Source organism: Flavimaricola marinus (genome assembly GCF_900184895.1).
GTDB lineage: Bacteria > Pseudomonadota > Alphaproteobacteria > Rhodobacterales > Rhodobacteraceae > Flavimaricola > Flavimaricola marinus.
This window is the reverse complement of sequence record NZ_FXZK01000001.1, coordinates 1,280,767-1,293,536: the sequence shown is the minus strand read 5'-3', so window position 1 is coordinate 1,293,536 and position 12,770 is coordinate 1,280,767. Positions and strand designations below refer to the sequence as shown.

11 protein-coding genes are annotated in these 12,770 nt (G+C 65.4%); 10 read left to right on the top strand and 1 reads right to left on the bottom strand.

Translation table 11 applies throughout. The annotated features are described in order from the left end of the window. Positions 1 to 51: 51 nt before the first annotated feature. Genes LOM8899_RS06245 through LOM8899_RS06220 form a run of 6 tightly spaced genes read left to right on the top strand, consistent with a single transcriptional unit; the run spans position 52 to position 7,000 of the window. A complete protein-coding gene (locus LOM8899_RS06245) occupies positions 52 to 1,389 on the top strand; it encodes an amidohydrolase family protein (RefSeq protein WP_093991215.1) in 1,338 nt (445 codons plus the stop codon). Next, positions 1,386 to 2,333: a nucleoside hydrolase gene (locus tag LOM8899_RS06240; protein ID WP_093991214.1), complete on the top strand. Its 948-nt coding sequence runs from the start codon at positions 1,386 to 1,388 to the stop codon at positions 2,331 to 2,333. The genes LOM8899_RS06245 and LOM8899_RS06240 overlap by 4 nt, the downstream gene beginning before the upstream one ends. 43 nt (positions 2,334 to 2,376) lie before the next feature. Continuing rightward, positions 2,377 to 3,420: a BMP family lipoprotein gene (locus LOM8899_RS06235; protein ID WP_245820447.1), complete on the top strand. Its 1,044-nt coding sequence runs from the start codon at positions 2,377 to 2,379 to the stop codon at positions 3,418 to 3,420. A gap of 45 nt (positions 3,421 to 3,465) precedes the next feature. Further along, a complete protein-coding gene (locus tag LOM8899_RS06230) occupies positions 3,466 to 5,013 on the top strand; it encodes an ABC transporter ATP-binding protein (RefSeq protein WP_093991463.1) in 1,548 nt (515 codons plus the stop codon). Further along, positions 5,010 to 6,080, top strand: coding sequence for an ABC transporter permease (locus tag LOM8899_RS06225; RefSeq protein ID WP_093991213.1), 1,071 nt, complete (start codon positions 5,010 to 5,012; stop codon positions 6,078 to 6,080). The genes LOM8899_RS06230 and LOM8899_RS06225 overlap by 4 nt, the downstream gene beginning before the upstream one ends. Then, entirely contained in the window at positions 6,077 to 7,000 is a 924-nt protein-coding gene (locus LOM8899_RS06220; RefSeq protein WP_093991212.1) for an ABC transporter permease, read from the top strand. The genes LOM8899_RS06225 and LOM8899_RS06220 overlap by 4 nt, the downstream gene beginning before the upstream one ends. Positions 7,001 to 7,019: 19 nt before the next feature. Here the strand turns inward: LOM8899_RS06220 and ubiG are convergent, their stop codons facing one another. Then, on the bottom strand, positions 7,020 to 7,763 hold the full coding sequence (gene ubiG / locus LOM8899_RS06215) for a bifunctional 2-polyprenyl-6-hydroxyphenol methylase/3-demethylubiquinol 3-O-methyltransferase UbiG (RefSeq protein ID WP_093991462.1): 744 nt from the start codon (positions 7,761 to 7,763) through the stop codon (positions 7,020 to 7,022). A gap of 55 nt (positions 7,764 to 7,818) precedes the next feature. Here ubiG and pip point away from each other — a divergent pair, with 55 nt between their 5' ends. The 4 genes from pip to LOM8899_RS06195 all read left to right on the top strand — a co-directional run bounded on the left by pip (position 7,819) and on the right by LOM8899_RS06195 (position 12,721). Beyond that, positions 7,819 to 8,808, top strand: a complete 990-nt coding sequence (pip, locus tag LOM8899_RS06210) for a prolyl aminopeptidase (protein ID WP_093991211.1) — start codon at positions 7,819 to 7,821, stop codon at positions 8,806 to 8,808. An 81-nt stretch (positions 8,809 to 8,889) separates the two neighbouring features. Continuing rightward, on the top strand, positions 8,890 to 9,885 hold the full coding sequence (locus LOM8899_RS06205; RefSeq protein WP_093991210.1) for an ABC transporter permease: 996 nt from the start codon (positions 8,890 to 8,892) through the stop codon (positions 9,883 to 9,885). Continuing rightward, positions 9,882 to 11,081 carry an ABC transporter permease gene (locus LOM8899_RS06200; protein WP_093991209.1) on the top strand — a complete coding sequence of 400 codons (1,200 nt, stop codon included), beginning with the start codon at positions 9,882 to 9,884 and terminating at the stop codon, positions 11,079 to 11,081. The genes LOM8899_RS06205 and LOM8899_RS06200 overlap by 4 nt, the downstream gene beginning before the upstream one ends. Then, the gene (locus LOM8899_RS06195; protein WP_093991208.1) at positions 11,078 to 12,721 is read left to right on the top strand and encodes an ABC transporter ATP-binding protein; all 1,644 of its coding nucleotides are present in this window, start codon (positions 11,078 to 11,080) and stop codon (positions 12,719 to 12,721) included. Before LOM8899_RS06200 ends, LOM8899_RS06195 begins: the two co-directional genes overlap by 4 nt. The last annotated feature ends 49 nt before the right edge of the window (positions 12,722 to 12,770 follow it).

Sequence of the window (12,770 nt, the reverse complement as noted above, 5' to 3'; positions counted from 1 at the left end):
CCCCTGTCCAATATCGCGGTCAAGTAAACCGCTTTACCAAGCTACGGTCAAATGACTTCTGAACTATTGCACGGGGCCACGGTCCTCACGGTCGATGCCGACGATACGCACTACACCTCCGGCTGGGTGGCCATCCGCGACGGCCGCATCCACGGCGTCGGCGACGCCACGACGATGCCAGATCCGACTAGCTTCGATCGGGTGACAGACCTCACCGGGCATCTCGTCATGCCGGGCCTCGTGAATGCCCACACCCACACTGCGATGGTGCTGTTTCGGGGGCGCTCCGAAGGGCACTCTCTGCTGACGATGGAGGGCTGGTATAACACGATCCGCGTGCCGGAACTCAGCCTCGAAGGGCGCGACATCGGCCCCGCCGTCGCACTCTCCTGTGCGGAGATGGCGCTGTCTGGCACCACCACCTTCTGCGATCAATATTTCTTTGCCGAGGAAGTCGCCGCCGCTGCGGATGCCGCCGGGTTGCGGGCGGTGATCGCCTACGGGATCGTCGAGCTGGGCGACCGGGCGCGCGGGATCGACGAGCTGAGCAAGGCGGCGGCCTTTGTCGAGGGGCAGCGCCGGGGCCGGGTGATCCCGTGGTTCGGCCCGCACGCGCCCTATGTGGATAACTCCGAGGCGCTGTTGCAGGACGAAGTCGCCGAGGCCAATCGGCTGGGCTGCGGCTTGCATCTGCACATGGCCTGCGGACCGGAAGACAACGAACAGACGCTGGCGCAATACGGGGTCACGGCGGCGCAGGCGCTCGAAAAGGCCGGGTTCTTTGCCGGGCGGGTGCACGCCGCCCATTGCCTCGATCTGTCTGCCGAAGACATTGCCGTCTTTGCCCGCGCGCCCGCGGCCTCCGTCGCGCACTGCGCCACAGCTGGGCTTCGGTCGGGGCGCGAAGCGATCTGCCCTGTGGTCGATCTGCGGGCGGCGGGCGTGACGGTGGCGCTGGGCACCGACAACGTCGCGGCGAACAACGCCTACGACATGGTCGCCGAAATGCGGATGGCCGGGTTGGTGGCATCGCACCGCGAGGGGCGGGCGCAGCCGATCAGCTCGCGCGAACTGGTGCGAATGGCCACGATCGACGGGGCGCGGGCGCTCGGGATCGACGGCGAAACCGGCTCGCTCGAGGTCGGCAAGGCCGCCGACATCGTGGCCTTCGATATGCGCGGACCCGGCTGGTCGGAAACGCCCGATGTGGAAACCGCGCTGGTCTATTCCGGCTCCGGTCGGGATCTGCGGCACAGCTTCGTCGCCGGCGAGGCGCTCGTGCGCGACGGGGCGCTGACCCGGCAAAGCCTCGCCTCGATCCGGGAAACCTATTCCGCGACCTACGCCGATTTCTGGGACAGGGTCGCCCAAAACGGAGCCGCAGCATGACGCGCAATCCTCTGATCCTCGATACCGATGGCGGGGTCGACGACGCTCAGGCGCTCTTGATGCTGCTCGCCCACGGGATCACGCCGCTGGCGATCACGACGGTCTTCGGCAACGTCAGCCTGGAGGCGGCGACGCGCAACATCCTCGATGTGCTCAGCCTCGCCAAAGCGGACGTGCCGGTGCATATGGGCCAGTCACGGCCCCTGACCGGGGCCGTCATCGACGCACGAAACATCCACGGCGAGGACGGGCTCGGCTCCGCGCCAAGGCCGGTGAAGGCGGCCGATCCGAGCGAACGGGACGGTGTCGAATTCCTCGTCACCACCCTCAGCGCCGCCGCGCGGACCGGCACCAAGATCGACCTGTTGATGATCGGCCCACTGACCAACCTGGCGTTGGCATTGCGCATGGCGCCGATGATCAGCGACGGGATCGGGCAGTTGACGATCATGGGCGGCACGCTGTTCGGCCGGGGCAACACCACGCCCGCGGCAGAGTTCAACATCTACGCCGATCCAGAGGCGGCAGCGATCGTCTTCGCGGCCGATATCCCTACCGTCGTCGCGGCATGGGAGGTGTGCTCCGCACACGCCATGGAATCGGATGCGATCGACGCGCTGATCGAGGCGCTGCCGGGGACGCCGCTTGCCGAATTTTCGGCGCATCTGATGCTGCATGCCCGCAAGGTCAGCTTCAGCTATGGCGGCGACGGGCACTTTCGCTTCGTCGATCCGCTCGCGGCCGCTGCCGTGATCGAACCGGGGCTGATCACCGCCGTCCAGACGCATAGCGTCGATGTGGCGCTGGCACCGGGGCTGACTCGGGGGATGACGCTCGTCGATCCGTCCGGGCGGCTCGGCACCCCGCCGGTCACCTTCATCGAAACAGCGGATATCGACCGGCTTTGCGCCCTCTTTGCGGCCTCTGCCCACTGGACGCCGTAATCAGACCACCCTCAAAAAGACCAACCCAACAGGAGAGACTGCCATGACCAAACTGACCCGCCGCAGCGTCGCGCACCTCATGCTCGGCACCGGCCTCGCCACCATGATGACCGCAGGCGTCGCCTTTGCGCAGGAATATTCCGCCGACAATCCGATGACCGTGGCACTCGTCGTGCACGGCACGCTGGGGGACAAGAGCTTCTTTGACAGCGCCGCCGCAGGGCTGGTGCGGGCCGAGGCGGACCTGCCCGTCGATGTCACCGTGATCGAGGCCGGCAACGACCGTGGCCGCTGGGAGCCTGCGCTTGCCGATGCCGCCGATCAGGGCTTTGACGTGGTCATCGCCGGAACCTGGGAAATGAACGGCTTCATGCAGGAGCTTTCGGGCGAATTCAGCGACACCAAGTTCATCATCTTCGACGACACCCCCGATTTCAGCGGCGGTGCCTTCCCGAACATCATGGCGCTGACCTACCGGGTCTCGACCGCGGCCTACCTCGCAGGCTACGCCGCCGCGTCCGTCTCCGAGACAGGCAAGCTGGGTGAAATCTTCGGCGTCGAAGGGGCCACGATCCTCGAATTCGCCGTCGGATTCGAGCAGGGCGCCCGTGCGGCCAACCCGGATATCGAGATCGTCCGCGCGGTCGCTGGCACCTTCACCGACCCGGCCAAGGGCAAGGAAATCGCACTGGCGATGTTCGACCAAGGCGTCGACGTGGTCTTCCCGATCGCGGGCGGCACCGGCATCGGCGCACTTCAGGCGGCCCGCGACGAAGGCCACCTCGCCGTCGGCGTGGACAGCGACCAAGCCGCGATCTTTGCGCCCACCGATCCGGAGCAGGCCGCAGTGATCCTCACCTCGGTCGAGAAAAAGATCGGCGATTCGCTCTACACCGCGCTGGAAATGACGCTGGCCGGTGACGCGCCCTATGGCACCACCCAGCTTCTGGGCCTGTCCGAAGGCGCCGTCGGGATCTCGATGAACGAGCAGTATGAGACACTCGTGCCGGAAGACGTGCGCGCCGCGATCACGGATCTGGAAGCTCAGATTGCCGCTGGCGACATCGCCGTCGACAGCACCATGTAATGGATACCGGGCGCGGCGGCTGTGTCGCCGCGCCCGACCGTTCTGATGACAGATCCGATCCTCAAAGCCACCGGCATCACCCGCATCTATCCCGGCGGCACCGTCGCCAACGACGGGGTCAACCTGACCGTCCGCCCCGGCGAAGTGCACGCCGTTGTCGGCGAGAACGGCGCAGGCAAATCCACCTTGATGAAAGTCCTCTTCGGGCTGGAAAAGCCAGACGCGGGCAGCCTCACGGTCAACGGGCAAAAGGTCGATTTCACCGGCCCCAAGGACGCCATCGAGGCCGGCATCGGGATGGTGTTCCAGCACTTCTCGCTGGTCCCGTCCTTCTCGGTCTACGAGAACGTGGTGTTGGGGTCCGAACCGGCCAAGGGGATCAGCTTTGATAGGGCGAAGGCCATCGCCACGGTGCGCGAGCTGTCGCAGAAATTCCGGCTGACCGTCGATCCGCTCCCCGCCGTGCGGCGCTTGCCCGTGGGGCAGCAACAGCGGGTCGAGATCCTCAAGGCGCTTTACCGCGACGCGCAAATCCTGATCCTCGACGAGCCGACAGCCGTGCTCGCCCCGCAAGAGGTCGAAGAGCTGTTTACCGCGATCCGCGCGCTCACCGCGCAGGGGCGCACCGTCATTTTCATCGCCCACAAGCTGCCCGAAGTGCTCGAGATCTCCGACCGGATCACCGTCATGCGCGGCGGCAAGACCGTGGGCGAGGTCGAAACCAAGGACGTCGACGAATCCTCGCTCGCCGCGATGATGGTCGGGCGCGAGGTTTCGCTGCGCGTCGACCGCGCCGCGACGACGGGCGAACGAGCGCTCGAGGTCAAAAACCTGCGCCTTGTGGCCGGAAACGGGGTCACTCTCGCCGATGATCTCACGCTCAACGTGCACCACGGCGAAATCCTCGGGCTGGTGGGTGTCGAAGGCAACGGGCAGGCCGAACTGCTCGAGGCCATCGCCGGTCTGCGCCCCGTCGCAGGCGGCTCGCTCACCCTGCAAGGCACCCCGCTCGACGAGCTGACCGTGCTCGAACGGCGCGACCGCGGCTTGGCCAGCATCCCCGAGGACCGCATCGCCCAAGGGCTCGCCACCGGGGCCAGCGTCGCTGAGAACCTCGCCGCCACCCGGCTCGACGATCCCCGCTTCGTCCGGCGCGGCATCCTGAACCTCAAAGGTATCCGCGACAACGCCGTGGCGCTGATCGACCGGTTCTCGATCCGCGTCGGTGGCCCGGACGTGGATGTCGGCACCCTGTCGGGGGGCAACATGCAAAAGGTCGTCGTCGCCCGCGAACTGTCCGAACAACCGCAGATCCTGCTGGTCAATCAGCCGACGCGCGGCGTCGATCTCGGAGCCACGCAATTCATCTGGAAGAGCATCACCGACGCCCGCGACGGCGGTGCTGCCGTGTTGCTCTCGTCGGCCGATCTGCAAGAGCTGCTGGCCCTGTCCGACCGTCTGGTGGTGTTCTACCGTGGCCGGATCGTCGCGGCCTTCGTCAACCATGCGGAGCTGACCTCCGAAACGCTGGGGGCCTATATGCTGGGGATCGAGACGCAGACGCCCGAGGCGATGGCGGGGGCCATGCGATGAGCAGCATCCGTCCCGCCTCCGCACTGACCGAAGTCACCCGGGTGCTGCTCGCCGTCGCCATCGCCCTGGCCGTGGCGTTCCTGATCGTGCTCGCCACCTCCGAAGAGCCGATCAAGGCGTTCCGCACCTTCCTCACCGCGCCGTTTTCGTCGAACCGGACGCGGGGTCTCTGGATCGACGACGTGGCAAAGCTCACGCTCACCGGGCTGGCCTTCAGCCTCGTGTTTCAGGCGCGGCAATTCGCGCTGGGCGTGCAGGGGCAGGTCTATGTCGGCGGCCTTGCCGCGTCGTTCATCGCGCTCTCGCCCATCGGGGTGACGCCGCTGTCGATCCCGCTCGGGATGCTCGTGGCGATGTGCGCCGGTTCGGTCTGGGGGTTCATCCCCGGCTATGCCAAGGCGCGGTTCGGCGCCTCCGAGATCGTGTCGTCGCTGATGCTCAACTACATCGCGATCCGGGTGGTGAACTGGGTGATCCGGGCGCACCTCGCACCGCCGGGATCGGGGCAGCTCAACTCGCCCGATTTCCCGGATGCCTCGGTGCTGCCGGCAATCATTCAGGGCACGCGGTTCGATCTGGGGATCGTGGTCGCGCTGGTGATGACCGGGCTCGTCTGGTTCGTGCTCTACCGCACCGTCTGGGGGCTGAAGCTTCGGCTCGTCGGGCACAACCCCACCTTTGCCGAAGGGGCAGGCATCCGCGCCAATGTGGTGATGATCAGCACGATGACGGTCTCCGGCGCCATCGGTGGGCTGCTCGGGGCGGTCTATGTGCAGGGGCGGGCCTTCGGACGCATCGCCATCGACTTTGACGGCAACCTCGCCTTCGAAGGGATCCTGATCGCCATCGTCGCCAAATCGCGGCCGCTCGCGGTGCCGGTCGTGGCGCTGGCCTACGGCTACCTGCGACAGGGGGCGCAACTGATGGGTCTGCGGACCGACGTGCCGACCGAGATCCTCGGCGTCGTTCAGGCGCTCATCATCCTGCTCGTCGCCTCGTCCTTCACACTGCCCGGTCGGGCGTTCATCGCCCGCCTGATGGGCCGCAAGCCAGAGGTCGCACGATGACCGATCTTCTCGAAGTCGTCTTTTCGGCGACGTTCCTCATCACCGTCATCCGGGCCTCGACGCCGTTGTTGTTCGCCACGCTCGGCGGGCTGATCTCTGATCTGGGGGGCGCATTGAACGTGGCGCTCGAAGGGATGATGCTGATCGCGGCCCTCACCGCCGTCGTCGTGTCGGTCTATGCGCCGTGGTATGTCGGCGTCGTGGCGGGGATGGGGGCCGGGGCGGCACTCGGGGCGATCATGGCGCTGTTCCACCTGCGGTATAAGGCCGACGTGATCCTCGTGGGCTTTGCGGTCAACATCCTTGCCGCGGGGGGCACCGTCTTCGCTCTCTCGCTCGCCACGGGCGGCGACAAGGGCACCTCGATCAACCTGCAGTCCAAGGCGATCCCCTCGATCGACATCCCGGCCTTCGAAGGCATCCCCGTGCTGAACTTCTTCACCGGGCATTCGGCACTTTCGTGGCTGGCGGCGCTGAGCGTCGCGGGGATCTGGTATTTCCTCTACCGCACGCCGCGCGGCATGTGGCTGCGCGGGGTGGGGGAATACCCCGCCGCACCCGAGGCGGCAGGGATCGGGGTCAACGCCGTGCGGGCGTGGTCGCTGGTGGCATCCGGGGCGCTCGCCGGGCTGGGCGGGGCACAGCTCGCGATGTTCAACTACATCGGCTTCACGCGGGACATGACGGCCGGGCGAGGCTTCATCGCGCTCGGCGCCGTGCTGCTCGGGGCGCGGCATCCGGTCGGAGCCATGCTGGCAGCCCTGCTCTTTGGGCTGTTCGAAGCGCTCTCCATCGTGATGCCCGGCATCTTCTCGTGGATACCAGGCGAACTCGTGCAGACGATCCCCTTCGTGGTCACCCTGCTGGCGCTGATCCTGTTCTCCTACCGGACACAACGGGCCGAGCGGACATTGTCCTGACCCGCAGCCCGCGGCGGACCTACGGTTTCGTCGCGGCGGTCACATAGTTGACCGTCAGATCACGGTCCGAGATGCGCCAGGTCCATGAGATCGGGTTGAACTGGAATCCCTTGCGGTCCACCGGATCGAGGCCCGCCTTTTGCAGCAGGTCGAACAATTCGTCGGGCGTGATGAACTTGGCGAATTCATGGGTGCCCTTGGGCAGCCAGCGCATCACCCACTCGGCGCCCACGATGGCCATCGCAAAGCTCTTGGGATTGCGGTTGATCGTCGAACAGATGTGCAAGCCACCGGGTTTGAGCAACTGCTGGCAGGCAGTCAGATAGCCCAGCGGATCGGCGACATGCTCCACGACCTCCATGTTGAGCACCACGTCGAACTGTTCGCCCGCTTCGGCCAGCGCCTCGGCGGTGCCGACGCGGTAGTCGATGGTCAGTCCCATCTGCTCGGCATGAACCTGCGCCACCGGGATGTTGCGCGGCGCGGCATCCACGCCGACGACGGTCGCGCCCAGCCGGGCCATCGGCTCGCAGAGCAGGCCGCCACCACAACCAATATCGAGAATGCGCAACCCCTCGAACGGGGCGGAGGCATCCAGATCGCGGGCAAACTCGGCGGCAATCTGGCTGGTGATGTAATCCAACCGGCAGGGGTTGAGCATATGCAGGGGCTTGAACTTGCCCTCCAAATCCCACCACTCTGCGGCCATCGCCTCGAATTTGGCGATTTCGGCGTCGTCGATGGTGTTGGTTGCGGTCTGCATCGGAAAAATCTCCATAGTGATGGAAGCTCGGGTCTGAGCGTTATATAGGTCGATTATGGACAAGGTCTCAGGTCAAAAGCGCGCGGTGTCGCACCTATACCCCCCGATCGATCCCTTCGACCAGCGGATGCTGGAGGTGGGCGACGGTCACCGGGTGTATATGGAGCAATGCGGCAACCCCGACGGCATCCCCGTCGTGGTGCTGCACGGCGGGCCGGGCGGCGGGTGCAGCCCGACGATGCGGCGGTATTTCGACCCGGCGATCTACCGTGTGATCCTGTTCGATCAGCGCGGCTGCGGTCGGTCACGGCCCCACGCCAGCGTCGAGGCGAACACCACGTGGCACCTCGTGGCCGATATCGAACAGATCCGGGCGACGCTCGAGATCGACAGATGGGTGGTCTTCGGCGGCAGCTGGGGCGCAACGCTGGCGTTGATCTATGGGCAAGAGCACCCGGAGCGGACCCTCGGTCTGGTGCTGCGCGGCGTCTTCTTGATGACCCAGGGCGAGCTCGACTGGTTCTACGGCGGCGGCGCGGGCAAATTCTGGCCCGACCTCTGGGCGCGGTTCACCGGGCTGATCCCCGCAGACGAACAGGACGACCTGATCGGCGCATATCACCGTCGCCTGTTTTCCGGCGATATCCAGACAGAGACGCGGTTCGGCCGGGCGTGGGCCTCTTGGGAAAACGCGCTGGCCTCCATCGACAACGACGGGCCGGGCGGCGAAAGCCCCGCCGAATACGCCCGCGCCTTTGCCCGGCTGGAGAACCACTATTTCCAGAACCACGGCTTTCTGAGCGAGGAACAGCAGATCCTCAACCGGATGGACCGGATCGCGCATATCCCCGGCGTGATCGTGCAGGGGCGGTATGATATGATCTGCCCACCCGCTGCGGCGCACGCTCTGGATCACCTCTGGCCCAAGTCGCGGCTGCACATGGTGCCGCGCGCCGGACACGCTCTGTCAGAGCCGGGGATCAGTGCTGAATTGGTGCGCAGCATGGATAGCTTTGGCCGCAACCCCGCGCTTCTGGGGCTTTAGCGCTTTACAGACTCCGCCTGTTTGTTAACTTGAGAGTCAATAAACGCCTGAAACGGCATCTCCCTGGGGAGGGAACAACGCTTGAGATCGGTCCAACTGATCATCCTACAGCGCCTCGGGCTCGGCCTGCTGACGCTGCTCGTTGTCTCAATGGTGATCTTCATCGCGGTCAACAGCCTGCCCGGCGACTTTGCCCAAGCGATCCTCGGCCAAGGGGCCACGCCCGAAGCGGTCGAAGCAATCCGTCAACAGATCGGTCTCGATAAGCCGCCCGTCACCCGGTATTTCGAATGGCTCGGCGGAGCGGTCACCGGGGATATGGGCGTCAGCTTTGCACAGGCGAACTTCGCGTCGAACTTCGGATCGACGTCGAACACAGGGGTCACGGTCGTCGACCAGATCGCGCCGCGTCTGGCCAACACCATGTTTCTGGCCGGGGTCACCGCCCTGATCGCGGTGCCGCTGGCGGTCACCTTGGGGATCCTCGCGGCGCTCTACCGGAATTCGGTCTTCGACAAGGCGGCGAACATCTTCACGCTCTCGTCGATCTCCAGCCCGGAATTCTTCGTGGCCTATATCCTGATCCTGCTGCTGGCCGTGCTGAACCCGATCTTTCCGTCGCTGTCGAACATCTTCAACGACATGCCCTTCGATGCCCGGCTCAAGGCGACGATGCTGCCCGCGCTGACACTCACGCTGGTGGTCACGGCGCATATGATGCGGATGACGCGGGCTGCGATCATCAACCTGCTGGCCTCGCCCTACATCGAGATGGCGCGGCTCAAGGGGATGTCGCCGCTGCGGGTGATCGTCACGCACGCGCTGCCGAACGCGCTCGCGCCAATCATCAACGTGATCGCGCTCAATCTGGCCTACCTGATCACAGGGGTGGTCGTGGTCGAGGTGGTGTTCGTCTATCCCGGCATCGGGCAGTTGTTCGTGGACAGCGTCAAGATCCGGGACATCCCCGTCGTGCAGGCCTGCTGCCTGATCTTTGCTGCGGCCTACATCCTGCTGAACCTGACGGCTGACATCCTGTCGATCCTGTCGAACCCGCGACTGAGGCACCCGAAATGAGCGCGCTTCTCTGGATCGCCGCCGGTCTCGTCGGCATGTTCGCAGTAGCCTGGGCCGGGCGCTGGGCCGGGCAAAAAGCCACCGGCAACGCACCGCGGTTTCGGGATATGCCCTTGGCCGTGGCCTTCGGCTATGTCGCGGCGGTCGTGGCGCTGGTCGGAGTCCTGATCGGATACGTCAATGCCTACAGCGCCGATCCGGCCATCGCGAACAAGTATTTCTTCCTCTGGGTGGCGGTCAACGGGCTGGTGATCTTCGGGATTGCGGGCTGGCTGTTCCGGCTGCTGGGGCGGTCCGTCGGCAGCGCTGCGACGCGCAAGCTGTTCCGGCAAATGCCGCTCACCGCGTCCTTCGGCATCCTCGTTATCATCCTCTATGCGATCCTCGCGATCTTTGCCGGGGTCATCGCGCCCTATGGCCAGTCCGAGATCCTCGGTGCGGCCAATGTCATCCCCGGCGGCAATCCGGCGGTGGGGGGCGATCCGGCCTATCCGCTCGGCACCGACCAGATCGGGCGGGATATCCTCAGCCGGCTGATCTACGGTGCGCAGAATACTGTGGGCATCGCCTTCGTGACGACGCTGATCGCCTTCGTCCTCGGGGGCACATTCGGGTTCATCGCAGCACTGGTCGGCGGCTGGGTCGATCAACTGCTCAGCCGGATGGTCGATGTGCTGATGGCGATCCCATCGCTGATCTTCTCGCTGCTGCTGATGACGATTGCGAGCGTCTGGGCGGATGGGGAAAAGGGGCTGCTGACGCTCTACATGATCCTGATCATCGCGGTGATCGACAGCACGCGGGTGTTCCGTCTGGCACGGGCCGTCGGATCGGGGATCGTCGTGATGGACTATATCGAAGCCGCCCGTCTGCGCGGCGAGGGGATCCGCTGGATCATGTTCCGCGAGATTCTGCCCAACGCCACAGCCCCGCTGCTGGCCGAGTTCGGGCTGCGGTTCTGCTTCGTGTTCCTCACCATCGCCTCGCTGTCGTTCCTCGGGGTCGGCATCCAGCCACCGCTGGCCGACTGGGGCACCATGGTGCGTGACCTCGCGCCGTTCATCAACTTCGCCGCCTTCGCGCCGCTGGTGGCGACCGCGCCGCTGATGGCCGCCGGCGCCATCGCGCTGCTGACCGTCGCGGTCAATTTCGTGGTCGACTGGATGCTTCACAAATCATCGGGGCTGAAAGAATGAGCCGGCTGCTGACCATCAAGGATCTCTGGATCGAGGGCCGCTCCGACGAGCAATGGAACCCGATCATCAACGGCGCCTCGCTGCACCTCGACAAGGGCGAAGTGCTCGGGCTGATCGGGGAATCCGGCGCCGGTAAATCCACGCTCGGTCTGGCGGCGATGGGCTTTGTGCGCGACGGCGTTCGGATCTCGAAAGGCAGCGTCGATTTCGATGGTGTCGACCTGACCAAAGCCTCGGCGGACAAGAAACGTAAACTGCTCGGCAGCCGCATCGCCTATGTCGCGCAATCCGCAGCGGCGAGCTTCAACCCGGCGCACCGGCTCATCGACCAGCACGTCGAGGCCCCGGTGCAGCACGGCATCCGGTCCCGCGCCGAAAGCGAAGCGGACGGGATCGAGCTCTACGCCAAGCTGCGCCTGCCCGATCCCGAGCACATCGGCTTTCGCTATCCGCATCAGGTTTCGGGTGGTCAGCTTCAGCGGGCGATGACGGCGATGGCGATGGCCTGCCGGCCCGACCTCATCATCTTTGACGAGCCGACAACCGCGCTCGACGTGACCACCCAGATCGAAGTGCTCGCCGCGATCCGCGAGATCGTCGATCAGTTCGGCACCGCCGCGATCTACATCACCCACGATCTGGCCGTGGTGGCGCAGATGGCCGACAGGATCAAAGTTCTGCTCAAGGGCGACGAGGTCGAAGAGGCCGACACCCGGACGATGCTCACCGCGCCGACGGAGGATTATACCAAATCGCTCTGGGCGGTGCGCAGCTTCGAGCGTCCGAAAAAGCCCGCCGTGCCGGCGGATCAGACGCCGCTGGTCTCGATCCGCAATGTCAGCGCCGCCTACGGCACCGCCAAGGTTCTCGACGATGTCAGCTTCGACATTCACCCCGGACGGACCGTCGCCGTGGTCGGGGAAAGCGGCTCGGGCAAATCCACGACCGCGCGGTGCATCACCGGGCTTCTGCCGCCCATCGCGGGCAGCATCGAATTCGACGGCAACCCCCTCGCGCCGGATTATCGCAAGCGGAGCAAGGATCAGCTGCGGCAGGTCCAGATGATCTACCAGATGGCCGACACGGCGCTCAATCCGCGAATGAGCATCGGGCAGATCATCGCCCGGCCGGTGCAGTTCTATATGGGGCTGTCGGGCAAGGCGCTGCGGGCGCGGGTGGACGATCTGCTCGAACAGATCGAACTGCCCTCGGATCAGTATTACCACCGGCTGCCCTCCGAGCTTTCGGGCGGGCAGAAACAGCGGATCGGCATCGCGCGGGCGCTGGCGGCAGAGCCCCGGATGATCATCTGCGACGAGGTGACCTCGGCGCTGGATCAGCTGGTGGCGGAAGGGATCCTGCGGCTTCTGGCGCGGCTTCAGGACGAACTCGGGCTGGCCTACATGTTCATCACCCACGATCTGGCGACGGTGCGGGCAATCGCCGACGAAGTCGTCGTGATGCAGCAGGGAAAGGTGGTCGAGGCCGGACCAAAGGACGACATGTTCAAGCCGCCGCACCATCCCTACACGGACTTGCTGCTCAGTTCGGTGCCGGAAATGGACCCGGATTGGCTGACAGAGCTGCTCAAAGAACGCGGAGTTGATAACATCGGCGACGCAGCAACTGCTAAGATGTAACCAGAATCGCCTCGCAAAGAGGCAGTGAAAGACGACAACAGGGAGACTT